Below are 26,478 nucleotides of genomic sequence, written 5' to 3'. Positions count from 1 at the left end.
ACGCTCCAGGGCTCAAGGAGCCCATACAATGTTTTGGGTTCTCGGGATTAAGGCTACGCCCGGTCGAAAGATGGCACCGGCAACGGTTGAATCAAGCGTCGGGCGGCGGTTCCCCACCCGGCGCCATGGGCTGGGGGGCGGACGCGGTCATGGGCGTATCCGCCCGCTCGAGCTGCCGGTATCGCATGACGCTGAGCGGGATGGAGCCGAGGAACAGAACCGTGATGCCGGTCAGCATCTCCCAGGGAAAGTTCACCAGAAGCCCGAAAACCGCCACCGACAGCACGAAGATCGGCAGCACCCAATGGCGCGGGACCTTCAGGCCGATCGTCTTGCCCGAATAGACCGGGATCGTGGAGACCATCAGGAAAGCCAGCCCCAGCAGGTAGACGAGCACGATGGGAGCGACGGCAGGGCCAACCGGGAAGCCCAGAAACGACAGATAGAGGGGCAGCATCGAGGTGAGTGCGCCGGCGGGAGCGGGCATGCCGGTGAAGAAGTTCTTCTTCCATTCGGGCCGGTGCGGATCGTCGAGCATCACGTTGAAGCGCGCCAGACGCAGCACCATCGCGATGGCGAAGACCAGCACGGCGATCCACCCGATCGCCTTCAGCTCGTTCAACAGGAAGCTGTAGAGAATGAGGGCGGGCGTCACGCCGAAATTGACGAAATCCGCCAGGGAATCGAGCTCCGCGCCGAAGCGTGACGTGCCCTTCAAGAGCCGCGCCACCCGTCCGTCGACCCCATCCAGCAGGGCCGCCACCACGATGGCGACGACCGCCGGTTCATAGCGCCCCTCGAAGGCCAGCCTGATCGCGGTGAGCCCGAGGCACAGGGCGATCAGCGTGATGATGTTGGGAACGATGACCCGGAATGGAACAGGCTTGAAAAGCCGCTTGCGCGGTTCGTTCGGATCCGGGGCGAAAGGGGGAAAAAGGTCACTCATGGCATGAACCTAACGCATCGCGCGGAAAAGTGGACCCGGATTTCGCTGACGCGCCCTTCAGGTCACTACCGTGGCCCTACGGGTCGCTGGCGGGGCTCTCCGGGCTCGAGGCTCCCCAAAGCCTCGGAAGCGAGGGGCCAGCCCGACCGAAAAGCCAAGCTGAGCCGTGGGAAGAACAGGAGAGAAGCGCAAACGGCTGTGGACAGTTCCGTCCGAGGGGGCCCGGGAGGGGACAACCTGCTCTCCCCAGGCGGGCCGAAGACCAGCCGGAGGTCAGCCGATCCGGTATTGGCGGGCAGGTTCGTTGGCGGTCAGATCCGCCAGAACCGTCTCGCCGGCGACCGCCGTCTGGCCGAGCCCCACGAGAACCTGGGCACTCATGGGCACATAGATGTCCAGGCGCGATCCGAAGCGGATGAGGCCGAAGCGCTCGCCCGTGCTCAGGCTGTCGCCCACCTTCACGAAGGAGACGATCCGGCGCGCCACGAGGCCCGCGATCTGGACCACGCCGATGCGGGTGCCGGCCGTCTCGATGACGAGGGCGTTCCGCTCGTTGTCCTCGCTCGCCTTGTCGATCTCGGCATTGAGGAAAAGACCTGGCGTATAAAGGATTTGCTCGATCCGGCCCGTCACCGGCGAGCGGTTCACGTGGCAATCGAACACGTTCATGAAGACCGAGATGCGGGTCATCGGCTCGGGCGGCAGGCTGAGCTCCGCCGGGGGCACCGCCGTGGTGATCAGGTTCACGCGCCCATCCGCCGGGGAGATGACGAGACCTTCGCGCATCGGGGTCACGCGCGGCGGGTCGCGGAAGAAGTAGCAGACCCACACCGTCAGGATGGTGCCGATCCAGCCCAGCGGCGACCAGAGCCACGCCAGAACGATGGTCGCGAACAGCGCGATCAGAATGAAGGGATACCCCTCCTTGTGGATCGGGACGAAGATGCGGCGCATCGATTCCAGGATATCGGTCATTCTCTTGAAGCCTTGCTAGAGCATGATCAGAACAATTGGATGCCGATTGTTCGCCCGGATCATGCGGCAATAGGGGAACAAGAGCTTGATCAGGTTTCGGAGAGACTTGGTCAAGCTCTTGAGTTTGCGAGGGGATGGCAGGCGCCGAGGCTCCCGTCAACCTGCCGCAGGAGCCTCCGCCCGATCCTCGGGCCGGTCTTCCGACCGGTCTTCCTCCTCCGCGCGCTTCAGGGTCTCGCGGGCCCGGTCGGCCTCACGCTGGCGGTTCCACATGGAGGCGTAGACCCCGCCGAGTGCCAGAAGGCTCGGGTGATCGCCCCGCTCCACGATGCGCCCGTGATCGAGGACGATGATCTCGTCGGCTCCGATCACGGTGGATAGCCGATGGGCGATCACCAGGGTGGTGCGGCCCCGGCTGACCCGGTCGAGGGCGTCCTGAATCTCCTTCTCCGTGAAGGTGTCCAGCGCCGAGGTCGCCTCGTCGAGCACGAGGATCGGCGGGCTTTTGAGGATCGTGCGGGCGATCGCCACGCGCTGCTTCTCGCCGCCCGAGAGCTTCAGGCCGCGCTCGCCCACGGGGGTGTCGTAGCCCTCCGGCAGGAGGCCGATGAAGCGGTCGATCTGGGCCAGGCGCGCGGCCTCCCTCACCTCCTCCGGGGTAGCGTCCCAGCGGCCGTACTGGATGTTGTAGCCGATGGTGTCGTTGAACAGCACGGTGTCCTGCGGGACCATGCCGATGACTTTGCGCAAGCTCGCCTGCTGGACGTCGGCGATATTCTGCCCGTCGATGAGGATGCGACCGCTTGTGGGCTCGTAGAACCGGAACAGCAGACGCGAGATGGTGGATTTGCCCGCCCCCGAGGGGCCGACAATGGCGACGGTGTGGCCCGCCGGCACCTCGAAGGTCACGCCCTTCAGGATGGGACGCTCCGGGATGTAGGAGAAATGCACGTCCTCGAAGCGCACGACCGCCTGGCTCACCTCGAGCGGCTTCGCGCCCGGCTTGTCCTGGATCTCCGGGTTGCGCTCGATGATGCCGAACATGTCCTCGATGTCGATCAGCGCCTGCTTGATCTCGCGATAGAGCATGCCCATGAAGTTCAGCGGGATGTAGAGCTGAACCAGCATGGCGTTGACCAGCACGAAGCTGCCCACCGACACCCGTCCCGCCATGATGTCCCGGGCGGCGAGCACCATCACGATGGCCATGCCGATGGAAAAGATCACCGCCTGGCCGGCATTGAGCACGGCCAGCGACGTGTAGGTTTGCGTCGAGGCCTTCTCGTAACGCTCCATGGAGCGGTCGTAGCGCGCAGTTTCCCGCTGCTCCGCACCGAAATACTTCACCGTCTCGTAGTTCAGCAGGGAATCAACCGCCTTGGTGTTGGCGTCCGTGTCGGAGTCGTTCATCTGCTTGCGGATTGCGATCCGCCACTGGGTCGCCTTGTAGGTATAGGCGAGATAGATGACGACCATCACGAAGACGACGAACGAATAGACCCAGTCGAACTCCCAAGCGAGAAGGCCCAGCACGAGCACGAATTCGAAAATGGTGGGGACGAGCGTGAGCACGACGAGGCGCGAGAGCTCCTCGATGCCCTCGCGGCCACGCTCCAGCACGCGGGTCAGGCCGCCGGTCTTGCGCTCGAGATGGAAGCGCAGGGACAGGCGGTGCATGTGCTCGAAGGCCTGGAGCGCCAGGTTGCGCACCGCATGCATGGCCACCTTGGCGAAGAGGCCGTCGCGAACCTGGGTCAGCACCGCCATGAGGATGCGGGTGATGCCGTAGATGATCGTGAGCAGGATCGGCGACTTCCACAGCCAGGAGCCGGCGGAGGCCGCCGCCTCAGTCGCCTGGTTCCCGCTGCTCGTGACGGCAACGAGGGCGTCCGTCGCCCATTTGAAGGCGAACGGCGTCACCATGGTGACGCCCTTGGCGACGAGGAGCAGGCCGAAGGCCAGGAAGACCCGGCGCTGAAGATCGGGACGCCCCTGCGGCCAGAGATAGGGCCAGAGCTTCGTCCAGGTTGCGACCAAGCCATTGGGCTGGCGCACGGCGGCGCTCGTCGGGGGAACCGAGGTGGTGGGAGGCATGACCAGAGAATCCGAATGAACTGTCGGATCCCGATATAAGAGATCGGAGCCGGGAATTCACCCCACCCGAGTCCGCAGCCCCGTTCAGGCTAATTGGTTTTCTGCTCGTCGTGGGTGGGGAGCACGAAAACCTGCCCCGGATAGATCAGATCCGGATTGCGGATCTGATCCTGGTTCGCCCCATAGATGACGGTATAGCGATAGCCTTGGCCGTAGATGCGCTGGCTGATCCGCCAGAGATTGTCGCCTCGGGAGACGATCGCCGTGTTGATGTTGGGGATCACGACCGTTCCGGCCGCAGCAACCTGAGCATCGATGCCGGCTCTCGCGCTCGGCTGGGTCCCGGCGGTAGGAGGCGCAGCCGGCGCTGGCGCGGCCGGCGCCTCCGGCCGAGCGGAGGCGACCTGGACGGGCACGTTGAAGCTGACCTCGGCGCGGGACTTCACCTGTCCGGAGACCGGGTCGACATCGTCGAGGCGGATGCGGTAATCGCCCGGACGGACGCCCGAACCGATCGAGAACGAGACCTTTCCGTCGGTGCCGGCTCCGCCGGGAGCGATCAGGGCTTCGTTGAGATAGAGACGGACCGTCGCGCCGGGCGCCGAGAGGCCGGATACGAAGAGCTTTCCGTCCTCGGCCTCGACGCTCACGATCTTGATCTCAGGCCGAGACGCAGGCTGGGCCGCAGGCTCGGGAGCGGCGGGCGGCTGGGACGGCTGAGCAGGTTGAGCGGGCTCCGCGACCTTTGCCGGCTCCTCGGGCTTCCCGGGCGCAGCCTGGGCGACCTGCGGCTCCGGCGGCTCGGGATTGGAGAGGACGACGGTCGGCTGATCCGGCGTGGTCAGGGTGACGAGCGGCCGCTTCTGGGCGATATCGATCACCACGGTGACGCTCTGGGTCGAGCGTTGGCGCACGCCGTCGGGCGCGATGGATTGCAGCACGATCTGGTGGGAGCCCGGCGGCAGGGCCGGAGGCACGATGGCGAACAGGCCCGAGGCATCGGCCACGCCGCGGGCATGAACCTGATCCCCTCGCAGAAGCTCGATGGTCGCACCCGCGGCGGCACGGCCTGCGATGACGCTTTCGCCGTTGGGCTCCACGCGCACGAGGTCGAAGGACGGAACCAGGGGAGCCTCGGCAGCCTTCGTATCCGGGGCTTTCGGCTCCGCGGCCCTGGCGGGCGGCGCTTCGGCCGCCGGCTGCTGCTGCGGGGCGGGCTGCTGCACAGCCGCCTGGGGCGTCGCGGCGGAACCCGGGAGGTCAGGTGTGCTGGGCCATGCCCAGTAGAGGGCACCGACAAGAACCGCGACGACGCCGGCCGCTGCCGCGCCGAGGATCGCGATGGTTCCTTTGATCTCTGTCGCCTGCGCCATGTGCTTTTTCTCTACCGCGGCACTTTCGTGCATTTAAACGGTTTATATTTCAAAAGGCTACGGCCATAAAGGGAATCTATATGTTTTATGATACAACGCGGGAGGCTCCCCGCCTCCCCGAAGAGCTCATGTCAGATCTCAAGCCTATCAAATCCATCTGTGTTTACTGCGGCTCCGGTTTCGGAGGCGATCCCGTCTTCGCCGACAATGCGGCGGCATTGGGCCGGGCCATGGCCGAGCAGGGAATCAACCTTGTCTATGGTGGAGGCAATGTGGGCCTGATGGGCACGGTCGCCCAGGCCGTGCTCGACCATGGCGGCTATGTCACGGGCATCATCCCGGACTTCCTGAAGTCGCGCGAGAAGCTCCTCGACGAGGTTCAGGAAACCATCGTCGTGCCGGACATGCACACCCGCAAACGCCTGATGTTCGAGAAGGCCGACGCCTTTGTGGCGCTTCCCGGCGGCATCGGAACCCTGGAGGAACTCGTGGAGCAGATGACCTGGGCGCAGCTCGGCCGTCACACGAAGCCGATCCTGATGCTCAGCACGAAGGGATTCTGGAAGCCGCTGCTCACCCTCTTCGCTCACATGCGCGACCAGGGCTTCATTCGCGAAGGTCTGGAACTGAGCTACCTCGTGGCCGAGAAGGTCGAGGACGTGATCCCGATGGTCGAAGCCGCGGCCCGCCGCGTCGGCATCGTCGAGAACGCGGATCTGATCGAGGCGAAGTTCTGACCCGTCCCTCAGCGTCCCGTCGGAGATGTAGGGCGCCCGGGATGTCCGCTAAAGCATCGGACCTAAAAGTGGATTTTTCACTTTTGGGATCAACCCGATGCTCTAAAGCGCAGCTCCAGCCTTGAGGAGCTTGTAGATCATGGAATCGGTCAGCGCCTGAAACGAGGCGTCGATGATGTTCGCGGAAACGCCGATGGTGGTCCAGCGCTCGCCCGAGGCATCCGTGAACTCTATCAGAACGCGGGTCACGGCATCCGATCCGCCCTGATAGATGCGCACCTTATAATCCACCAGCTCCAGATCCCTGATCAGGTGCTGATACTTGCCGAGATCCTTGCGCAGGGCCACATCGAGCGCGTTCACGGGACCATTGCCCTCGGCCGCGGAGATGAGAACCTCGTCGCCCACGCGCACCTTCACGATGGCTTCCGACGCGGTGACGAGCTCGCCCATCGCGTTGTAGCGGCGCTCCACGTTGACCGAGAAGCGCTCCACCTCGAAGAAGGCCGGGACCTCGCCGAGCATGCGCTTGACCAGCACGTAGAAGGAGGCATCCGCGCCTTCGAACGCGAAGCCGTCCGCCTCCTTGCGCTTCACCTCGTCGAGCACGCGGGAGATGCGCGGATCACCCTTCTCCAGTGAAAAGCCGCAGCGCTTGAGTTCCGCCAGGATGTTCGACTGCCCGCCCTGGTCCGAGACGAGAACCTTGCGGGCGTTGCCGACGATCTCCGGCTCCACATGCTCGTAGGTGTGCGGGTCCTTCAGGACGGCGGAGGCATGGATGCCCGCCTTGGTCGCGAACGCGCTCGCGCCGACGAAGGGCGCATGGCGATTGGGCTGGCGGTTGAGGATCTCGTCGACCTGTCGCGAGACATGGGTGAGCTCGCCCAGGGCTTCCTCCGTGACGCCGAGATCGAAGCGGGAGGCATAAAGCTCCTTCAGCTTCAGCGCGCCGATGAGCGTGATGAGATTCGCGTTGCCGCAGCGCTCGCCGAGGCCGTTGAGCGTGCCCTGGATGTGCCGCGCCCCCGCTTCCACCGCCGCAAGCGAATTCGCGACGGCGCAGCCGCAATCGTCATGGGCATGGATGCCCACCTGCGCGCCTGGCACGGCGGCCGTCACGGCCGTCACGATCTCCGTCACCTCGTGAGGCAGCGTGCCGCCGTTGGTGTCGCAGAGCACGACCCACCGCGCCCCGGCCTCATAGGCCGTCTTCGCGCAGGCGAGCGCATAATCGGGATTGGCCTTGTAGCCGTCGAAGAAGTGCTCGCAATCGACGATCACCTCGCGCCCCTTGGCGAGCGCGGCCTCGACGCTGTCCCGGATGCCGGCGAGATTCTCCTCCAGCGTCGTCTCGAGCGCCACCCGCACGTGATAGTCCCAGGACTTCGCCACGAAACAAATCGCATCGGCCCGCGCCTCGAGGAGGGCCGAGATGCCGGGATCGTTCGACACGGAGCGCCCTGCCCGCTTGGTCATGCCGAAAGCGGTGAATTTGGCGCTCTTCGTGCGCTTCTCGGAAAAAAAGGCGGTATCCAGGGGGTTGGCCCCCGGATAGCCGCCTTCCACGTAATCGATGCCGAGTCGGTCGAGAAGTGCCGCGACGGCGCGCTTGTCGTCGAGCGAGAAATCGACGCCGGTGGTCTGCGCCCCGTCGCGCAGGGTGGTGTCGAAGAGATAGAGGCGCTCCCGGCTCATGACGACAGCTTCCTGTCCTCGGCCGGCGCGAGACGTTTCTCCATCGTGGTGGTGCCGAGCCACTCGTCGCCGAGCGAGAGGGTGTTGCGGCGCTGAGGCTGGAAACCCTGCTTCTGGAAGAAGGGCTGCGCGTTATCGCTGACCTCGGCGACGAGGCGCGCCGCGCCGCGGGCCGTCGCGAGCTTCTCGACCGCATCGTAGAGCATGGTGCCGATCCCCTGCCCGGCGACGGCCGGATGCACATGGAACAGCTCGATCAGCTCGTTGTCCTTGAGGGCGATGAAGCCGACGGCCGCCCCTTCGACCGTCGCCACAAGGGTGAGATCCTTCGTGAGCTTCTGGGCGAAGTCCTCCTCCTCGGCCTGCAGCATCCAGGCTTCCTGCTGCGCCTCGCTGTAATCCTCGCCCGTCAGCTCCTCGATGCTCGCCTGGAAGATCTCGACGAGGGTCGGGACGTCGGCGGGAAGGAAGGGGCGGAGCCCCGGTTTCGGCATGGCCTGTCCCATCAGCAACACCTTCCCTCGGACATATTGCGGTCATGGTCGCACTCGTTGCGGCCATCCACGTCTTGGAACCGCCGCGCCATAAAGGCGTGGATGCACGGGACAAGCCCGGGCATGACGGTGAGAGGAGAAAGAGCATTCATCGCGCGACCTCCCAAGTGGTGGTGCCGTCCTTGTTGTCCTTCACCACCACGTTGAGCCCAGCGAGTTCGTCGCGAATGCGGTCGGACTCGGGCCAGTTCTTCGCCGCGCGCGCTTCCTTGCGGGCGGCGATCAATGCTTCGACCACGGCAGGATCGACGGTGAGCGAGGCCTGCTTGCGGGCCTTCCAACGTTCCGCTCCTTCGAGCAGGAACCCCATCGCCCTTAGGTTCGCACCAAGCTCGTCATAGACGCCCTGACCGTCGAGAGCATGGAGTTCCGCCAGCATCTTCGGCGTATTGAGGTCGTCGGCAAGAGCCTCGACGATGTGCTCGGACAGCTGCGCCGCCTCGCCGTGACCTGCCAGCTCGTACCAGCGATCCAGGGTCTTCTGGCTTTCCTCCAGCCCTTTGGCGGTCCAGTCGATCGGTTGGCGATAATGGGTGCGCAGCATGTTGAAGCGCAGCACCTCGCCCGGCCAGTCCTTCAGGAGGTCATGAATGGTGAAGAAGTTGCCGAGCGACTTCGACATCTTCTCGCCTTCCACCTGCAGGAAGCCGTTATGCATCCAGACATTGGCCATGCGCGGCGTCTGGAACGCGCAGCAGCTCTGCGCGATCTCGTTCTCGTGGTGCGGGAACACGAGGTCGATGCCGCCGCCATGGATGTCGAAGATCTCGCGCTCCGTGGGATCGCTGCAGGCTAGCCGCGTCTCGAAAGCCTGGACCAGATGTTTCCAGGCCATGGCGGAGCACTCGATGTGCCAGCCCGGACGGCCCGGGGTCGCGATGCCGGCGGGCGACGGCCAGGCCGGATCCTGCGGACCGGAAGGCTTCCAGAGCACGAAATCCATGGGATCGCGCTTGTAGGGCGCCACGTCAACGCGGGCGCCGGACAATAGCTCGTCGAGGGAACGCTTGGAGAAGGCGCCGTATTGCGGCACGCCCGAAAGCTTTTGCATGCCCGCAACCGAGAAGAGCACATGCTCCTCGGCCACATAGGCGGCTCCCCTCTCGACGAGGCGCTCGATGATCATGCGCATCTCGTCGATATGCTCGGTCGCCCTGGGCTCCACGAATCTCGGCCGCTCGCCGGGGCGGTTCACATCCTCCGGCATGAGGACGCCGAGCGCCCGGATATCCGCATGGAACTGCTCCTCGGTCTTCCGGGTCACCGCCCGGATGGCGTCGTTGTGGGGCAGGCCTGGGTAATCGCGGGCGGCGCGGGCGTTAATCTTGTCGTCCACATCGGTGATGTTACGCACATACGTCACGGCTTCCGCACCGTAAATTTGTCTCAACAGACGGAATAGAAGGTCGAAGACGATGATGGGGCGGGCGTTGCCGATATGGGCGTAGTCGTAGACCGTGGGGCCGCAGACATACATGCGCACGTTCTTCGGATCGATCGGGACGAACGCGTCCTTCGACCGGGTGAGCGTATTGTAGAGCTTCAGCTGGGGCGCCATGAAACCGAGTCCCTGTCAGGCCACAAGGCCGGAGATTGGTTTCATTCCAGAATGAGAACGAGACGGCTCCAGCCAGCGTGGTGCGCTAGCCGCAAATAATCCCGGAAATGAGGATCGTTGCCGTGTTCATGAAACAATCAATGCCCTGTCAGCTGGCAGGCGTCAAGGTTCCCGTGCTGGAGAGCACAGTTTGCTTGCAGGAATGCAAGAAACGGGTCTTTACCAAATCCGTTAGACCTTTATTCACGGGCCCCCGTGACAATAAAGCATGTATTCAATCGAAGAGGTTTTCTATGCGCCGTGCATATGCCGTGCTCGGGTTGGGCACAGCCGTGTTTTTTGCTGCCGCGTCCCTGACGCTGCTTCCGAACGGCTCGCAGGCCTCCTCGACCGAAGCCACCTTCCTGGTTCCCGCCGCCGATGGCTACGGCGTCGCGGAATGCCTGATCTCAAACCAGTCATGTGGCCAAGTTGTGGCAAACACCTGGTGTGAGTCTCAAGGCTATGCCCGGGCCACTTCGTTCCGGCAGATCCAGGCTACGGAGATCACGGGCTCCATCCAGAAGGCGTCCGTCACGGACGACGAACTCCGGCCGGTCTCGATCACCTGCTCGAACTGAACTTTCATACCTTAACCGTCATGGCCGCACCCGCTGCGGCCATTCACGTTATGGGACCCGCAGCGTATCAAGGACGTGCATGCCCGGCTTAAAGCGCCGGGCATGACGGCGGATGGAACGGCCACCGCGCCAAAGACGATCACTTGTTCAGCCAGTCGCCGCATTTGGCCGGGGCCTCGGTGCCCCAGGGCATCAAGGGAACGGTGGAGGTCGAGTTCTTGGGCGAGCCCTCGATCGGCCGGTCCGAATAAACCATGTAGACCAGCGTATTGCGCTTCGCGTCGCAGCCGCGCACGATCTGCATCTTCTTGAAGATCAGCGAGCGGCGTTCGCTGAACACCACGTCGCCCTGCCCGAACCGCTGCTTGAACCTCACCGGTCCAATCTGGCGGCAGGAGAGCGAGATGTCCGACACCTCTTCGGCGACCCCGAAGGTCCCGGAAATGCCGCCACGCTCCGGCGTCGTGTAATGGCAGGCCACACCCTCCACGAGCGGGTCGTCGATCCCGTAGACGGCGAGCTTGTCGTCGGGCGTCAGGGCACGCCACACCGTGGATTTCTTGAAGATCAGATCCGGCTCCTGGGCCGCGGCGCCGGTGGCGCTCCCCAGCACCAGAGCGAGGACCAGGGCGATTCGAGCAAGCATTCCCGTTCTCTCCTAAGTTACGCTGCATGTGGGGATGCCGCCCGGCTTTGGCGAGACTCTTGCAAGGCTCTCGCAACCTTATTTGCTCCCGACGCCGGATGAGGGTACATGGATATGCTGTCCTGCGCCCTCACCGGAGGCTCGCGAGGCGGTAATCACAATAGGGCCCCATTCCGGCGTCACATGACCAGGCTCTGGCCATGGCGCCGTATCGGACCTGCGTTCTGCGATCAGCTTGATGACAAAGACATTCCTCCTCCGCCTCCTCCTCGCCATGACGGCGTTCCTGGCCGCCGGACAGGCCGCCTTCGCCCAATCGGCCGAGTGCCAGCGCTTCCGCGCGGAATTGGCGAATCTCGAGCGCAACGGGGGCGGAGCGCCGACCGGGCAGATGCAGGCCCAGCGGGCGGAGATCAACCGCCTCGTCCGGTATTACAACTCCATCGGCTGTGAGCGCGGCCCCCTGGGCTTTCTGACCGGCCCCGCCCCGGCCCAGTGCGGCTCCATCGCGGCCCAGATCCGTCAGCTCGAAGCCGGCTATGCCCGCCTGGCCGCCCAGGCGGTCGATCCGGCCGAGGTGGACGTCCGCCGCCGGCAGCTCCAGGCGGCCGTGCAGCAGACTTGCTCCGCCGAGCAGCCCCGTGGCTTCTTCGAATCGCTCTTCGGCCCGCCCCGCGGTCAGCAGCAGCAGGAGGTCATGCCGGAAGGCCAGCCGATCATCGCCGACGAAGGGCCGCGCGCCCTGGGCGGCGGCCGCCTGATCTGCGTGAAGACCTGTGACGGCTCGTTCTTCCCGCTCACCTCCCCGCCCGGCGGCCAGCAGAGCGCCGACGAGATGTGCCAGGCCCTCTGCCCCGGCACCGAAACGGCGGCTTATGCCTATCCGGGCGGCGACGAGGGCCTCAACCGGGCGGTCTCCCTGTCGAGCGACCGACCCTATACGTCGCTCGCCAACGCCTTCAAGTTCCGCAAGAGCTTCGACGAGAGCTGCTCCTGCAAGCGGCCGAACGAAAGCTGGGCTGTGGTGCTGCGCAAGGCCGAGAGCATGCTGTCGCAGCGCAAGGGCGACGTGATCGTGACCGCCGAAAAGGCGGAGGAGATGTCGCGTCCGAAGGCCGTGCAGGCCCGCAAGGCGGCTGAGAAGAAGGCGGACGAGGAAGAGAAGGCCGCGGCCGAGAGCGCCGCCTCCGCTCCGACCGCGAGCAAGGAATCCTCCGGTATCGGCCCGCAATCGATCGAAAGCACCCGTGTCGTCGGGGAGAACGAGGGCAACCGGCAGGAAGTCGCCGCCGGCAACGGCCAGAAAAGAACCGTGCGCGTGATCGCCCCCAACCTCATTCCGGTTCCGAATCCGCAGAACTGATCCGGCTCTTCCCGAGCCCTTCAGCCCCATCCTCCTGCGTCATGGCCGGGCTCGTCCCGGCCATCCACGTCTTGTTGCGATAGAGATGGAAGATAGGGATTCCCAAGCCACGTCCGGGGATGACGGAGGAGAGGCGATGACGGGTTGGAGGCTCCATCCTCATCAAAGAGGAAGGGACAGGGTTCCCGTCGCGCTTTTCGTGCTATCTAGCGCGTCATGAAACCCCTCGATCACACGCAAATCCCGGATGCCTCCGGCGCGTCGGACCCGATCATCTCGGTCTCCGGCCTTTCGAAAACCTATGCGTCGGGCTTCCAGGCCCTGCGCAACGTCGACCTGGAGATCCGCCGGGGCGAGATCTTCGCGCTGCTGGGGCCCAACGGCGCCGGCAAGACGACCCTCATCAGCATCATCTGCGGCATCGTCAATCCAAGCACCGGCACGGTGACGGCGGACGGCCACGACATCATCCGCGACTTCCGCCCGGCCCGCACCAAGATCGGGCTCGTCCCGCAGGAGCTGACCACCGACGCCTTCGAGAGCGTGTGGGCGACGGTGAGCTTCAGCCGCGGCCTCTTCGGCAAGCCCGCGAACCCCGCCCATATCGAGAAGATCCTCAAGGACCTCTCCCTGTGGGAGAAGAAGGACTCGAAGATCATGGCCCTGTCCGGCGGCATGAAGCGCCGCGTCATGATCGCCAAGGCCCTGTCGCACGAGCCGAAGATCCTGTTCCTCGACGAGCCGACGGCTGGCGTCGACGTCGAGCTGCGGCGGGACATGTGGACCATGGTGCGCGGGCTTCGCGAGAGCGGCGTCACGATCATCCTCACCACCCATTACATCGAGGAAGCGGAGGAGATGGCCGACCGGATCGGGGTGATTAACAAGGGCGAGATCATCCTGGTCGAGGACAAGCACGTTCTGATGCAGAAGCTCGGCAAGAAGCAGCTGACCCTGCACCTGCAGACCCCGCTCGCAGCCCTGCCCGCCACGCTGGAATCCGAGAACCTGCAGCTTTCCGCCGACGGCGCGGACCTGATCTACACCTTCGACGCCCAGAGCGAGGAGACCGGCATCGCCACGCTCCTGCGCCGGCTCAACGAGCACGGCATCGACTTCAAGGATCTGCGCACCTCCGAGTCGTCGCTGGAGGACATCTTCGTCAGCCTGGTGAGGGGGCGCCCGTGAACGTCTACGGCATCAAGGCCATCTATCTCTTCGAAATGGCGCGCACCTGGCGCACGCTGATGCAGAGCATCGCCTCGCCGGTTCTCTCGACGTCGCTCTACTTCATCGTGTTCGGCTCGGCCATCGGCTCGCACATGGCCAATATCGACGGCGTGAGCTACGGCGCGTTCATCGTGCCGGGCCTGATTATGCTCTCGCTCCTGACGGAGAGCATCTCCAACGCGTCCTTCGGCATCTACATGCCGAAATTCACGGGCACGATCTACGAGATCCTCTCCGCCCCGATCTCCGCCATCGAGACGGTGATCGGCTATGTGGGGGCCGCCGCCACCAAATCGGTGATCATCGGCACGATCATCCTGATCACCGCGCGGCTCTTCGTGGATTTCTCGATTCAGCATCCGGTCTGGATGATCGCCTTCCTGGTGCTCACCTCCGTCACCTTCAGCCTCTTCGGCTTCATCATCGGCGTGTGGGCCGACAGCTTCCAGAAGCTCCAGGTGGTCCCGCTGATGATCGTGACGCCGCTCGCCTTTCTCGGCGGCAGCTTCTATTCCATCAACATGCTGCCGCCCTTCTGGCAGAAGGTCGCCTTGTTCAACCCCGTCGTCTATCTGGTGAGCGGATTCCGCTGGAGCTTCTACGGCGTCGCGGACGTGGACGTGGGTGTCAGCCTCGCCATGACGCTCGTGTTCATGCTGGCCTGCCTCGCGGCGATCTGGTGGATCTTCCGCACGGGCTACCGGATCAAGGCGTGAGACCAACCGCGCTCACGTCATCACCGGCCTCGGGCCGGTGATCCCGATTTCCTGAGGCGTAGCACCCCTCAACGCGAGATGGCCGGGACGAGCCCGGCCATGACGAAGAGGGTCTCCGGTCTTTACGCCGCCTGGCCCGACAGCCGCGCCCTGGCGCGCTCGGGGCCGATGAGCGGCAGCAGGTTTCCGAGCTCCGGGCCATGGTCGAGGCCGGTGAGCGCGAGGCGCAAGGGCATGAACAGGGCCTTGCCCTTCACGCCGGTCTTCGTCTTCACGGCCTCGGTCCAGGCCTTCCAGGTGGTGGTGTCCCAGGGCGCCGCCGGCAGCGCTTCGATGGCCGCATCGATGAAGGCGCGATCGTCGATCACGGGCGTCACCGGGCCGCGCACGACGCTTGCCCACTCCGCCGCGTCGCGCACTTTGGTGAGATTGCCGCGCACCGCGTTCCAGAAGGCTTCGCCCAGATCCGCGTATAGTCCCTCAAGACGCCCGCGCACGGCCTCATAGGGCATCTCGTGGATGAGGCGCGCGTTGAGGTGCTCCAGCTCGCTCTCGTCGAACTTCGCGGGCGCGCGGGAGATGTGCGAGAAGTCGATGAGCCCCGCGAGCTCGCCGAGATCGGGGACCGGACGCACGGCCTCCGCGGAGCCGACCAGCACCGCGAGCGAGGCCACCGCCTGCGGCTCGAGCCCCGCATCGCGCAGGCCCTTCACCGAGAGATGGCCGAGGCGCTTGGAGAGCCCCTCGCCGCTCGCCGTGATCAGTAGGCTGTGGTGGGCGAACGTGGGAACGGCCGCGCCGAGCGCCTCGAAGATCTGGATCTGCACCGCCGTGTTGGTGACATGGTCCTCGCCGCGGATCACATGCGTGATCTTGAGGTCGATGTCGTCGACCACCGAGGGAAGCGTATAGAGATAGGTGCCGTCCTCGCGCACCAGCACCGGATCGGAGAGCGAACCGCAATCCACGTGGCACTCGCCACGCACGAGGTCGTTCCAAGCGACGTTCGTGTGATCGAGGCGGAAGCGCCAATGGGGCTTGCGCCCCTCGGCCTCGAGCTTGGCGCGTTCCTCGTCCGTCAGCTTCAGGGCGGCGCGGTCATAGATCGGGGGCAGGCCGCGGGCGAGCTGGCGCTTGCGGCGAAACTCCAGCTCCTCGGGCGTTTCGTAACAGGCATAGAGGCGGCCCATGTCCTTCAGCCGCTCGGCGGCGGCGTCATAGAGCGCGAAACGCTCCGACTGGCGCACCGTCACGTCCGGCGGGATGCCCAGCCATGCGAGATCGGCCGAGATCGAATCCGCGTATTCCTGCTTCGAGCGCGCGAGATCCGTGTCGTCGAAGCGTAGGATGAAGGTGCCCCCCTCGCGACGCGCGAAAAGCGCGTTGAGCAGGGCCACGCGGGTATTGCCGATATGGATGTGCCCGGTCGGAGACGGGGCGAAGCGAACGATGGGCTTGGACATGGGAACGGTATGACGAAGGGCGTGCGGCCGCGCAAGGGGCCACGGGCTCGATTTGAACGGCGGCGTCGTTCCGAGCCCTGAGGCACGCCCCCCTCGTCATGGCCGGGCTTGTCCCGGCCATCCCGTTACGGAGAGGCGCGGCGCCCCGATGGATCGGGATCACCGGCACAGGGCCGGTGACGACGTGGGACGGTGATGACGTGGCGCGTGGCTCACGTATCCAGCGACCCCATCCGCGGCTTGCCGATGGCGCGCTCCAGCGCCTCGTCCTTGACGTGGGCGGCGAGCCCCTGATCCCGGAAGCCGTTCACGATGGGGTAGCGCCGGTCGCGGCCGAAATTCTTGCGCGTCACCTTCACGCCCGGCGCCGACTGGCGGCGCTTGTATTCGGCGATGTAGAGAAGCCGCTCCACCTTCTTCACCACGTCGAGGTCATAGCCCCTGGCCACGATGTCGGAGACGCGAAGCTCCTCCTCCACGAGGCCGCGCAGGATTTCGTCGAGCTCCTCGTAGGGCGGCAGGGAATCCTGGTCCCGCTGGTTCTCGCGCAGCTCCGCCGTGGGGGCCTTGGTGAGGATGTTTTCGGGAATCACGACGCCGTCCGGCCCAAGAGCGCCCTTCGGTTTCCAGCGGTTGCGCAGCGCGGACAGGGAGAAGACCTCCATCTTGTAGAGGTCCTTGATGGGGTTGAAGCCGCCGTTCATGTCGCCGTAGATCGTGGCATAGCCCACCGACATCTCGGACTTGTTGCCCGTGGTCACCACCATGGCGCCGAACTTGTTCGAGATGGCCATGAGGAGGGTGCCGCGGGCACGGCTCTGGAGGTTCTCCTCGGTGATGTCGCGTTCCCGGCCCGCGAAGAGGGGCTGGAGCGCGGCCTCGAAACCCTCCACCGGCTCGGCGATGGGCAGGATGTCGTAGCGCACGCCGAGCGCCGTGGCGCAATCCTCCGCGTCCCTCAGGGACTCGGACGACGTGTAGCGATAGGGCAGCATCACGCAATGCACCCGCTCGGGTCCGAGCGCGTCGACCGCCATGGCGGCGCAGAGGGCGGAATCGATGCCGCCGGAGAGGCCCAGCACCACGCCGGGAAAACGGTTCTTCTCCACGTAGTCGCGCAGGCCGAGAACGCAGGCGGCGTAATCGGCTTGCGCGTCTTCCTCGATGGTGACCATCGGCGCCCTGCGGCAGACCCAGCCCTCCTCCCCCTTGTCCCATTCGGTCAAGGCGACGGCCTCCTCGAAGGCCGGCAGCTGGCCCGCGAGCGAACAATCCGCGTTGAGGATGAACGAGGCGCCGTCGAAGACCAGCTCGTCCTGGCCGCCGACCTGGTTGAGGTAGACGAGCGGCAGGCCGCTCTCGGTGACGCGGGCGGCCGCGATGTTGAAGCGCTCCTCCGTCTTGCCACGGTGATAGGGCGAACCGTTCGGCACCAGGAGCAGTTCGGCGCCGGTCTCGGCCAGGCACTCGACCACGTCGCCCGTCCAGATATCCTCGCAGACCGGGATGCCGATGCGGATGCCGCGGAAATTCACCGGTCCCGGCAAGGGGCCGGGGTCGAAAATGCGCTTCTCGTCGAAGACGTCGTAGTTCGGCAGGTCCACCTTGGTGCGCACGGTGATCGCGCCGCCGTCGAGGAGCGCATAGGCGTTGTAGAGCCCGTCGCCGTCGCGCCACGGCAGGCCGATGAGCATGCCCGGTCCGCCATCGGCCGTCTCCCGCGCCAGGCGTTCGAGGGCGGCGCGGCATGCGTCCTGGAAGGCGGGCTTGAGCACCAGATCCTCGGCGGGATAACCCGCGAGGAACTGCTCGGCGAACATGACGAGATCGGCGCCCATCCGGGCCGCCTCGGCCCGGGCGTGGCGAGCCTTCTGCTCGTTGCCGGCCACGTCGCCGACGATGGGATTGAGCTGCGCGAGCGCGATCTTGAGCGTGTTCTGAGCCATGACGCCTGCGAAACTAGCGCGCCGTGCCGGACGCAGCAATGCAAAGGCCGGACGATCCCTCTGCAACGGTCTCCCACGTCACAGCGCCGCCTCTCGCCATGGCCGGATCAGGTCCGGCCATGGCGAGAGGCGGGAATGACGATGGAGCACGGGGCACGCCTGATGGTTCTTGGAACCCAGTACAGTCCAGGTCGTTGTCATCACACGAATTGAACAATGGAGACAATCATGCTGAAGGGCGGTTTGCTTTGGCTGATCGGCATTCCTCTGCCGATCATTCTCATTCTCTTCTTCATGGGCTGGCTGAGCTGAGCCTTCAACTGAAGAAGCACTCACCCGTGAAAGTAAAAGGGGCGCTTCCGGCGCCCCTTTGCTTTGCTTTTACTCAGCCGCCAGAGCGGCCGGGCGCTCCCGGGACTGCCGCTCGCGCTTGATCAGTTCCGAGGTCAGGAACGCGATTTCGAGCGCCTGCTCCGCGTTGAGGCGCGGATCGCAATAGGTGTGATAGCGGTCGGAGAGGTCCGCATCGGTGAGGGCGCGGGCGCCGCCGGTGCATTCCGTCACGTTCTTGCCGGTCATCTCCAGGTGGATGCCGCCGGCATGCGTGCCTTCGGCCTGGTGGATGGCGAAGAAGTCCCGCACCTCGCCCATGACGCGCTCGAAGGGGCGCGTCTTGTAGCCGGAGGCAGCCTTGATCGTGTTGCCGTGCATCGGGTCGCAGGACCACACCACCGTGCGGCCTTCCTTCTTCACCGCGCGGATCAGGCCCGGCAGGTGATCGGCCACCTTGTCCGCGCCGAAGCGGCAGATCAGGGTGAGGCGGCCCGCCTCGTCCTCGGGGTTGAGGGTGTCGATGAGCCTGAGGAGCCCGTCCGCCGTCAGCGACGGACCGCATTTGAGGCCGATCGGGTTCTTGATGCCGCGCATGTATTCCACATGGGCATGATCGACCTGTCGGGTGCGGTCGCCGATCCAGACCATGTGGCCGGAAGTGGCGTACCAGTCGCCGGTGGTGGAATCCACGCGGGTCATCGCCTCCTCGTAGCCGAGCAGCAGCGCCTCGTGGCTGGTGTAGAAATCCGTGGAGCGCATCTCGGGATGCGTCTCGGGATCGATGCCGATGGCGCGCATGAAGTTGATGCTCTCGGTGATCCGCTCGGCGAGCTCGCTGTAGCGCGAGGATTGCGGCGAATCCTTCACGAAGCCCAGCATCCAGCGATGGGCGTTCTCGAGGTTGGCGTAGCCGCCGGTGGCGAAGGCGCGGATCAGGTTGAGGGTCGCGGCCGATTGGCGGTAGGCCATGAGCTGGCGGCGCGGATCGGGCGTGCGGGCCTCGGGCGTGAAGGCGATGTCGCTGATGATGTCGCCCCGGTAGCTCGGCAGCTCGACCCCGTCGATGGTCTCGGTCGCGGACGAGCGCGGCTTGGCGAACTGGCCGGCCACGCGGCCGATCTTCACCACGGGCGAGCCGCCCGCATAGGTGAGCACGACCGCCATCTGGAGGAACAGGCGGAAGAAATCGCGGATGTTGTCGGCGGAGTGCTCGGCGAAGCTCTCGGCGCAGTCGCCGCCCTGGAGCAGGAAAGCCTCCCCCTTGGCCACCTTCGCCAGTTCGCGCTTCAGCTTCCGCGCCTCGCCTGCAAAAACGAGCGGGGGAAAGCCTGCGAGCTGCTGCTCCACGCTTTCAAGCGCCTCCGGGTCCGGAAAGGCCGGAACCTGCTGGATCGGCTTGTTTCTCCAGCTGTCGGGCGTCCACCGCTCAGTCATGACACATACCCCCGTGTCGTTCGTATCCCCTCGTTCACCGCAACAAGCGGCACGAAAGGGCACCTATACACGACATAAACAAAAAGGCGAGTGCGGAGAGGTGACGCGCCGATCAGTTTCGCTTCCCGAGGCCTCAAGGCTGTAGCTGAACGAAGAAAAAGCCCAAAGCTCCGATCACCGTCAGGGCAGCGCCCACATGCTTGGCGATGCCGAGATAGGCCAGGTTCCGGACCCGCTCGGCGTGCCGCGCCTCGCGCTCTTCAGGGCTTTTGGGCCGCTCGATCCGCTGAGACGCATAGAGATCGGGCGTCCAGCCCGATCCGATGGCCGATCCATCCTCGAGCTCGACAGTGTAGGCGATCACGAGGACGGCGAGCCCCGTCACCAGGGCTCCGAGAAAGCCGACCAGCGCGACGAGCGCCACGAAAAGAGCCAAGACGGTAAGGCAGAACAGCAGCGCCACGGCGTTCGCGAGGATGAACCCGATGCGCATGCCCTACCCTCCGGATGGAAGGATTCTACCACGCAATCCGAAGCCGGCCAAAAGGGACTTGAACCGCGCCGGGACCGTTACCCCACGGCCACGGGCTTCTTGACCACGAGCGGGGTGCGCATGGTCACCAGCTCCTCCGCGGCGGTGGGATGGACGGCGACCGTCCGGTCGAAATCGGCCTTGGTGGCCCCCATGGTGACGGCGATGCCCGCGAGCTGGATCATCTCGCCCGCGTCGTGGCCCATGATGTGAACGCCCACGACCTTGTCGGTGGCCTTGTCGACGATGAGCTTCATGAGCACCCGCTCCGAGCCGCCCGAGAGGGTCGCCTTCATGGGCCGGAAGGCGGTCTTGTAGACGTCGATATCCCCATAGATCTCCCGCGCCGCCGCCTCACCGCAGCCGATCACGCCGATCTCGGGGGTCGAGAAGACCGCCGTGGGGATCAGGTCGTGATCGATGATGGTGGGTTTTCGCCCGAAGACCGTGTCCGCGAAGGCATGGCCCTCGCGGATGGCGATCGGCGTGAGATTGGCCCGGTTCGTCACGTCGCCGACGGCATAGATCGACGGAATGAGCGTCCGGGAATAGGCGTCGACCGGGATCGCCCCCACCTCGTCGACGGTGATCCCCGCCTTTTCGAGACCGAGGCCCCGGGTGTTCGGGCGCCGCCCGGTGGCGACGAGCACCTGATCGACCGCCACCACGGAGCCGTCGGACAGGGTCGCGGCGATGCCGTCGGCCGTCTTGTCCAGGCGCGTGAGGGTCTTCTTCAGGGCGAGCTCGATCCCGCGCTGGGCATAAGCCTCGCCCAGGGCATCCCGCACGTCCTCGTCGAAGCCGCGCAGGAGCTTGTCGCCCCGGTGGACCAGGGTCACCCGGCTGCCGAGGCCCGCGAAGATTCCGGCGAACTCCACGGCGATATACCCGCCGCCGACAATCATGATGCGCTTCGGCAGGTCCTTGAGGTGGAAGACCTCGTTCGAGGTGATGCCGAGTTCGCCGCCCGGAATGGGGGGCTCCATGGTCGGATGGGCGCCGACCGCCACCAGGATGGTGCGGGCGCGGATTCGGGCGCCGGTCGTGAGAACATGAACCGTATGCGCATCCTCGATCACGGCGCGGCTGTTGACGATCTCGACCCCGGCCTTCTCGAGATTGGCCCGGTAGATCCCCTCCAGTCGGTCGATCTCCCTGTCCTTGTTGCGGATGAGCGTCGCCCAGTCGAAGGCGGGCTCGCCGAAGGTCCAGCCGAACCCCGCCGCGTCGTGGAACTCGTCGGCGAAGCGGCTGGCATAGACCATGAGCTTCTTCGGCACGCATCCGCGGATCACGCAGGTGCCGCCGACCCGATACTCCTCCGCGACCATTACCTTGGCCCCATAGCCGGCCGCGATGCGGGCGGCGCGGACACCACCGGACCCGGCTCCGATGACAAAGAGGTCGACATCGAACTGGGTCATGGCTTGGTCTCCGTTGGGAATCGGCTAGCGGCTTGCCTTCATATAGTGGCTATTCCGGCAGCGTCGCCAGTCTTACCGCCAAGCCGGCAGGGCATGACCCGCATGCATCGGAGCACGACGGCGGGAAGGCCGAGGGAGCGATGCACCTTTTCGGTTCGAGCCCGAGTTCGGGCGCTCCCGGAGAGTTCAACACCAATCGGCGCGCCACGTGCTTGCCCCTCGGGCGAACCGGCTCTACGGTCTGCGGCACCACGTTCTCACGTGACGTTTAGTCCTTGGAGGAAACTTAAAATGAGCCAAATTCGCAAGAGCCTTTGGCGCGGCGCCCTCGCTGTGGCGGCCGTTGCAGGCTTCGTGACATCGGCGGCGGCCCAGATGGACCTGAAGATCATGGCCCCGGCGGCGCCGGGCGGCGGCTGGGACCAGACCGCCCGCTCCATGCAGCAGGCCCTGACCCAGTCCGGCATCGCCAAGGGCGTGCAGGTCGCCAACGTTCCGGGCGCCGGCGGCTCCATCGGCATCGCCCAGCTGGTGAACAACTCCAAGGGCGACGGCAACCAGCTCATGGTCATGGGCTACGTGATGGTGGGCGCGCTTCTGACCAACAAGTCGCCCGTCACCCTCGAACAGACGACCCCGATCGCCCGTCTGACGGCGGAATACGAGGCCATCGTCGTTCCCGCGAGCTCCCCGATCAAGTCCGTCAAGGAGCTGGCCGAGGCCATCAAGGCCGATCCGGCCAAGGTCACCTGGGCCGGCGGCTCGGCGGGCGGCGTGGACCACATCGCGGCGGCCCTCTTCGCCAAGGCGGCCGGCGCCGATCCGACCAAGATCAACTACATCCCGTTCTCGGGCGGCGGCGAGGCCCTGGCGGCTATCCTCGGCGGCAAGGTGACGGCGGGCATTTCCGGCTACGGCGAGTTCGAGAGCCAGATCAAGGCCGGCAAGCTGCGCCTCCTCGGCCTGAGCTCCCCGGCCAACAAGGCCACGGCCGACCTGCCGTCCATCAAGGCTCAGGGCGTCGATCTCGAAATCGCCAACTGGCGCGCGGTCGTGGCTCCTCCCGGCATCTCCGCCGACCAGAAGAAGGCCCTCACGGACGCCATGGACAAGATGGCGAAGTCCAAGGAGTGGCAGGACATCCTCAAGGCCAAGGGCTGGGAGGATTCCTACATGTCCGGCGACGCCTTCGCGAAGGTCCTGAATGAGGAAGTGGCCCGCACGAAGGACGTTCTGACCGCGGTGGGGCTGGTGAAGTCTTAAAATTCGCGTTAATGCCCGTGGAAGCGCCGCGTTCTTGAGAGCGCGGCGCTTTTTTTAGGATACTCTCATGTCATCTCAGAATCGGCGCATCGACGTAGCGGGCCTCGTCATTGCCCTCCTTCTTCTCGCCCTGGCCGGCCTGGTCTGGTGGGATATGACCAAGCTCCAGCTTCTGTCCCCCTATGACGTCGGCCCGAAGGCCATGCCCGTCATCGTGTCCGTCGGCCTGGCCGTCCTGGCCATCGGCAACGGCATCGGCGCGCTTCGCGGCAACCTGCCCGACCGGGAAAGCCTCGACTGGACACCGATCATCCTGATCCTCGGCGGCCTCGCCTGCCTGATCGTGCTCATCGCCATCGGCGGCGGCTTCATGATCGGCACGGCCATCCTGTTCGCCGCCACCTCGGCCGCCTTCGGCCGCCGGGCTTTCCTGGTGGATCTCCTGATCGGAGCGGTGATCGCCGTCGTCGTTTACCTGCTCTTCGCGAAGCTCCTGACCCTGTCGCTGCCGGCAGGGCCGCTCGAAAACCTGCTCTGAGGCCCCCATGGAAGCCTTCGTTTCCCTCGCCAGCGGCCTGGCGGTCGCCATTCAGCCGATGAACCTGCTCTTCGCGCTCATCGGCGTTCTTCTCGGCACGGCCGTCGGCGTTCTGCCCGGCATCGGCCCGGCGCTCACCGTGGCGCTGCTCCTGCCGATCACCTTCAAGCTCGATCCGGCGGGCTCCATCATCATGTTCGCCGGCATCTATTACGGCGGCATGTATGGCGGCTCGACCACCGCAATCCTCATCAACACCCCGGGCGAAAGCGCCTCGATGGCGACGGCGCTGGAAGGCAACCTGATGGCGAAGTCCGGACGGGGCGGGCCCGCGCTCGCGACCGCGGCCATCGGCTCCTTCGTGGCGGGCACCTTCGCGACCTTCGGGCTGGCGCTGCTCGCGCCCTACCTCGTCGACATCGCGGTCAGCTTCGGGCCCGAGGACTACTTCGCCCTGATGTGCGTGGCCTTCGTCACCGTCTCGGCCACCTTCGGCGACTCGCCCGTGCGCGGCCTCACGAGCCTGTTCATCGGCCTGGCCCTGGGCCTCGTCGGCATCGACATCCTGTCCGGCCAGTCGCGCCTGAGCTTCGGCGTGCCGGAGCTCTACGACAACATCGAAGTGACGACCCTGGCGGTCGGCCTCTTCGCCGTGGGCGAGGCCCTCTACGTCGCCTCGCGCCGCCACCACCATGAGGAGAAGCTCGAGCCCGTGCGCGGCTCGCTCTGGATGACGAAGGAGGACTGGAAGCGGTCCTGGAAGCCCTGGCTGCGCGGCACCGCCTACGGCTTCCCCATCGGAGCGCTCCCGGCCGGCGGCGCAGAGATCCCGACCTTCCTGTCCTACGCGACGGAGAAGAAACTCACGAAACATCCGGAGGATTTCGGCCGGGGCGCCATCGAGGGCGTGGCCGGTCCCGAGGCCGCCAACAACGCGTCCGCCGCCGGCACTCTCGTGCCGCTCCTGACGCTCGGCCTGCCGACCTCGGCCACGGCCGCCATGATGCTGGCGGGCTTCCAGCAATACGGGCTGAACCCGGGCCCGCTGCTCTTCGCGGAGAAGCCCGATCTGGTCTGGGGCCTGATCGCGAGCCTGTTCATCGCCAACGCCATGCTGCTGGTCCTGAACCTGCCGCTGGTCGGCCTCTGGGTTCGCCTGCTGGCGATCCCGCAGCCCTGGCTCTATGCGGGCATCCTGGTCTTCGCGACCATGGGCACGATCGCCGCCAACCCGTCGCCGGTGGAGCTGATCATGCTGACCGCGTTCGGCGTGCTCGGCTTCCTGATGCGCCGCTTCGACTTCCCGATCGCGCCCGTGGTGGTGGGTCTGATCCTGGGGCCTGTGGCGGAAAGCCAGCTGCGGCGCGCCCTGTCGATCAGCCTCGGCGATCCGATGGTGCTGCTGCAGAGCCCGATTTCGGCGACCCTGCTTGCCATCGCGCTCATCGCCCTCATGGCCCCCTTCGTCCTCAAGGGCCTTGGGCGCTTCAAGGCGGTCGAGGATTAGTCATCCCGTCAATCCAACGAAAAAGGCCCGGTTTCCCGGGCCTTTTTCATGTCCGCAAGTCGTTGCCGCGCCTACTGCAGCCCGTGACCGCGCTTGCCCATCTCCTCGCGGGCGCGGATCATGATGAACTCGGAGGTCCGCTGCGACCACAGATCCATCTGGCGCACGACATCGTCCAGAACCGCCGGCTGAAGCTGCACGTATTTCTTGCCCACGGCCGAGGCGTAGAAGGTCGCGACCTCCTTCAGCTCCGCCTCGCTCATCCGCGACGCGAGGATGCGGGCGGTGGCGTCGATCAGTTCCTGCTTCTTCTGCTCGACCTCGGGCCGCAGCTGCGCGACGACCGCGTCCAGGTCCTTCTGAATGTCGGGATTGGTGACGCTCATCCGCTGCAGGCGGGTCAGGAGCGGGCCTGTCAGCGCATCGAAGGCGCCCGTCATGCCGGAGCTGATGGCGACCTCGCGCCCGGCGGCCAGATGGCCGGCGCTCGGCTGGGCCTGCTGCGCGAAGACGGGGCTCGCCAGCAGGAACAACGCGACGGAGGTCGTGGCCAGTCGTGAAGCGGAACGGATCATAGAAGGGACTCCAATCGTGAAGGCTGTTGGTCAGAGTTGACCGAGTTCGACAAGCCCCTCCCCCGTCGCGAGGATCGCACCGGAGGCAAGGCCAAGGAAGAGGCCGTGCTCGACGACCCCGGGAATGCTGTTGAGCGTCGAGGCAAGGACATTGGGCTTGTCGATGCGTCCGAGATGGGCGTCGAGGATGAAATGACCGCCATCGGTGACGTAAGGAGCTCCGTCCGCAGCCCGCCGAAGGCGCAGCTCGCCGGTCATGCCGAGGCTTTCCAAAAGCTTGCCGATGGCCCGCTCCGTGGCCGTGAGGCCGAACGGCACCACCTCGATCGGCAGGGGAAACCTGCCGAGCTTGGGGACGCGCTTGGAGCCGTCCGCGATCACGACCATGCGGGCGCTCGCGGAGGCCACGATCTTCTCGCGCAGGAGCGCGCCGCCGCCGCCCTTGATCAGCCGGAGGTCGTCGTCGAGTTCGTCGGCCCCGTCCACCGTGAGGTCGAGTTCCGGCACCTCGTCGAGGGTCGCGAGCGGAATGCCCTCGCGCAGCGCCTGGTCGCGGGTGGCCTCCGAGGTCGGCACGCCGACGACCTTCAGGCCGCCGCGCACGCGCTCGCCGATGGCCGTAACGAAATGCGCCGCTGTCGAGCCGGTGCCGAGGCCGAGCCTCATGCCGTCGGCCACGAGTTCAGCGGCCCTTTCAGCCGCTGCACGCTTGAGATTGTCGCTCACTGAGGACCTCTAAAGTTGTCGCCCCGCTCGAAAGACAGGCCGCAGCCCGCCTTTGAAGCATCGGACGTGAAAAGTGGACCTGCACCTTTGGGACGAATCCGATGCTTTCCTAGATTTAAGAAGCATCGTTGGGAGCGGAAAACCCAATCCACTTTTCCGCACGATGCTCTAGCATGCGAGGATGCCAAAAAGAAAGATGGTTTCATCTTCGCCCCGGCGGAACACCC

The 26,478-nt window shown here is 65.5% G+C and carries 23 protein-coding genes; 8 read left to right on the top strand and 15 right to left on the bottom strand.

Annotated elements, in window-relative coordinates; all coding sequences use genetic code 11:
- Positions 1 to 91: 91 nt before the first annotated feature.
- The 4 genes from pssA to E4K09_RS13450 all read right to left on the bottom strand — a co-directional run bounded on the left by pssA (position 92) and on the right by E4K09_RS13450 (position 5,388).
- The gene (pssA, locus tag E4K09_RS13465; protein ID WP_134497788.1) at positions 92 to 946 is read right to left on the bottom strand and encodes a CDP-diacylglycerol--serine O-phosphatidyltransferase; all 855 of its coding nucleotides are present in this window, start codon (positions 944 to 946) and stop codon (positions 92 to 94) included.
- Between the two features lie 273 nt (positions 947 to 1,219).
- Positions 1,220 to 1,921: a phosphatidylserine decarboxylase gene (locus tag E4K09_RS13460; RefSeq protein ID WP_134497786.1), complete on the bottom strand. Its 702-nt coding sequence runs from the start codon at positions 1,919 to 1,921 to the stop codon at positions 1,220 to 1,222.
- Positions 1,922 to 2,077: 156 nt separating this feature from the next.
- Positions 2,078 to 4,015, bottom strand: coding sequence for an ABCB family ABC transporter ATP-binding protein/permease (locus E4K09_RS13455; RefSeq protein WP_134497784.1), 1,938 nt, complete (start codon positions 4,013 to 4,015; stop codon positions 2,078 to 2,080).
- 89 nt (positions 4,016 to 4,104) lie between these two features.
- Positions 4,105 to 5,388, bottom strand: a complete 1,284-nt coding sequence (locus E4K09_RS13450) for a LysM peptidoglycan-binding domain-containing protein (RefSeq protein ID WP_166802299.1) — start codon at positions 5,386 to 5,388, stop codon at positions 4,105 to 4,107.
- Positions 5,389 to 5,516: 128 nt separating this feature from the next.
- Here E4K09_RS13450 and E4K09_RS13445 point away from each other — a divergent pair, with 128 nt between their 5' ends.
- Positions 5,517 to 6,125: an LOG family protein gene (locus E4K09_RS13445; RefSeq protein WP_134497781.1), complete on the top strand. Its 609-nt coding sequence runs from the start codon at positions 5,517 to 5,519 to the stop codon at positions 6,123 to 6,125.
- A 102-nt stretch (positions 6,126 to 6,227) separates the two neighbouring features.
- On the opposite strand, the gene cimA is transcribed toward E4K09_RS13445, so the two are convergent.
- The 3 genes from cimA to cysS all read right to left on the bottom strand — a co-directional run bounded on the left by cimA (position 6,228) and on the right by cysS (position 9,935).
- Positions 6,228 to 7,823, bottom strand: a complete 1,596-nt coding sequence (cimA, locus tag E4K09_RS13440) for a citramalate synthase (protein WP_134497779.1) — start codon at positions 7,821 to 7,823, stop codon at positions 6,228 to 6,230.
- A complete protein-coding gene (locus E4K09_RS13435; RefSeq protein WP_134497777.1) occupies positions 7,820 to 8,329 on the bottom strand; it encodes a GNAT family N-acetyltransferase in 510 nt (169 codons plus the stop codon). The genes cimA and E4K09_RS13435 overlap by 4 nt, the downstream gene beginning before the upstream one ends.
- A gap of 136 nt (positions 8,330 to 8,465) precedes the next feature.
- On the bottom strand, positions 8,466 to 9,935 hold the full coding sequence (cysS, locus tag E4K09_RS13430) for a cysteine--tRNA ligase (RefSeq protein WP_134497775.1): 1,470 nt from the start codon (positions 9,933 to 9,935) through the stop codon (positions 8,466 to 8,468).
- A gap of 293 nt (positions 9,936 to 10,228) precedes the next feature.
- On the opposite strand from cysS, the gene E4K09_RS13425 reads away from it, so the two are divergent.
- Positions 10,229 to 10,555, top strand: a complete 327-nt coding sequence (locus E4K09_RS13425) for a hypothetical protein (RefSeq protein WP_134497773.1) — start codon at positions 10,229 to 10,231, stop codon at positions 10,553 to 10,555.
- Between the two features lie 139 nt (positions 10,556 to 10,694).
- On the opposite strand, the gene E4K09_RS13420 is transcribed toward E4K09_RS13425, so the two are convergent.
- Positions 10,695 to 11,201: a CreA family protein gene (locus E4K09_RS13420; protein WP_134497771.1), complete on the bottom strand. Its 507-nt coding sequence runs from the start codon at positions 11,199 to 11,201 to the stop codon at positions 10,695 to 10,697.
- 238 nt (positions 11,202 to 11,439) lie between these two features.
- Between E4K09_RS13420 and E4K09_RS13415 the strand changes: the two genes are divergently transcribed.
- The 3 genes from E4K09_RS13415 (at position 11,440) to E4K09_RS13405 (ending at position 14,510) form a co-directional block, all read left to right on the top strand.
- Entirely contained in the window at positions 11,440 to 12,564 is a 1,125-nt protein-coding gene (locus E4K09_RS13415; RefSeq protein WP_134497769.1) for a DUF2865 domain-containing protein, read from the top strand.
- Between the two features lie 216 nt (positions 12,565 to 12,780).
- Complete coding sequence (locus E4K09_RS13410) at positions 12,781 to 13,752, top strand: ABC transporter ATP-binding protein (protein WP_134497767.1); 972 nt, start codon at positions 12,781 to 12,783, stop codon at positions 13,750 to 13,752.
- Positions 13,749 to 14,510, top strand: a complete 762-nt coding sequence (locus E4K09_RS13405; RefSeq protein WP_134497765.1) for an ABC transporter permease — start codon at positions 13,749 to 13,751, stop codon at positions 14,508 to 14,510. The genes E4K09_RS13410 and E4K09_RS13405 overlap by 4 nt, the downstream gene beginning before the upstream one ends.
- Positions 14,511 to 14,632: 122 nt before the next feature.
- On the opposite strand, the gene gltX is transcribed toward E4K09_RS13405, so the two are convergent.
- The 5 genes from gltX to gor form a co-directional block, all read right to left on the bottom strand.
- On the bottom strand, positions 14,633 to 15,973 hold the full coding sequence (gene gltX, locus E4K09_RS13400) for a glutamate--tRNA ligase (protein ID WP_134497763.1): 1,341 nt from the start codon (positions 15,971 to 15,973) through the stop codon (positions 14,633 to 14,635).
- 212 nt (positions 15,974 to 16,185) lie between these two features.
- Positions 16,186 to 17,919: an NAD+ synthase gene (locus tag E4K09_RS13395; protein WP_134497761.1), complete on the bottom strand. Its 1,734-nt coding sequence runs from the start codon at positions 17,917 to 17,919 to the stop codon at positions 16,186 to 16,188.
- Between the two features lie 381 nt (positions 17,920 to 18,300).
- Positions 18,301 to 19,686, bottom strand: coding sequence for a class II 3-deoxy-7-phosphoheptulonate synthase (locus E4K09_RS13390; protein WP_134497759.1), 1,386 nt, complete (start codon positions 19,684 to 19,686; stop codon positions 18,301 to 18,303).
- Between the two features lie 133 nt (positions 19,687 to 19,819).
- Positions 19,820 to 20,179 (bottom strand): hypothetical protein, encoded by a 360-nt coding sequence (locus E4K09_RS13385; RefSeq protein WP_134497756.1) that lies wholly within the window; start codon positions 20,177 to 20,179, stop codon positions 19,820 to 19,822.
- Between the two features lie 77 nt (positions 20,180 to 20,256).
- Positions 20,257 to 21,642 (bottom strand): glutathione-disulfide reductase, encoded by a 1,386-nt coding sequence (gene gor, locus E4K09_RS13380; RefSeq protein WP_134497754.1) that lies wholly within the window; start codon positions 21,640 to 21,642, stop codon positions 20,257 to 20,259.
- 291 nt (positions 21,643 to 21,933) lie between these two features.
- On the opposite strand from gor, the gene E4K09_RS13375 reads away from it, so the two are divergent.
- The 3 genes from E4K09_RS13375 to E4K09_RS13365 all read left to right on the top strand — a co-directional run bounded on the left by E4K09_RS13375 (position 21,934) and on the right by E4K09_RS13365 (position 24,950).
- On the top strand, positions 21,934 to 22,905 hold the full coding sequence (locus E4K09_RS13375) for a Bug family tripartite tricarboxylate transporter substrate binding protein (protein WP_134497751.1): 972 nt from the start codon (positions 21,934 to 21,936) through the stop codon (positions 22,903 to 22,905).
- A 67-nt stretch (positions 22,906 to 22,972) separates the two neighbouring features.
- Complete coding sequence (locus E4K09_RS13370; RefSeq protein ID WP_134497749.1) at positions 22,973 to 23,443, top strand: tripartite tricarboxylate transporter TctB family protein; 471 nt, start codon at positions 22,973 to 22,975, stop codon at positions 23,441 to 23,443.
- A 7-nt stretch (positions 23,444 to 23,450) separates the two neighbouring features.
- Entirely contained in the window at positions 23,451 to 24,950 is a 1,500-nt protein-coding gene (locus E4K09_RS13365) for a tripartite tricarboxylate transporter permease (protein WP_134497747.1), read from the top strand.
- A gap of 71 nt (positions 24,951 to 25,021) precedes the next feature.
- Here E4K09_RS13365 and E4K09_RS13360 read toward each other — a convergent pair whose 3' ends face one another.
- On the bottom strand, positions 25,022 to 25,525 hold the full coding sequence (locus tag E4K09_RS13360) for a DUF2059 domain-containing protein (RefSeq protein ID WP_134497744.1): 504 nt from the start codon (positions 25,523 to 25,525) through the stop codon (positions 25,022 to 25,024).
- Between the two features lie 30 nt (positions 25,526 to 25,555).
- Positions 25,556 to 26,251: a ribose-5-phosphate isomerase RpiA gene (gene rpiA / locus E4K09_RS13355; RefSeq protein WP_134497742.1), complete on the bottom strand. Its 696-nt coding sequence runs from the start codon at positions 26,249 to 26,251 to the stop codon at positions 25,556 to 25,558.
- Between the last annotated feature and the right edge of the window lie 227 nt (positions 26,252 to 26,478).

This window comes from Microvirga pakistanensis, assembly GCF_004458765.1.
In the GTDB taxonomy this organism is placed as follows: Bacteria; Pseudomonadota; Alphaproteobacteria; order Rhizobiales; family Beijerinckiaceae; genus Microvirga; species Microvirga pakistanensis.
The sequence above is the reverse complement of the archived record's forward strand: the minus strand, read 5'-3'. Positions and strand labels throughout refer to the sequence as shown.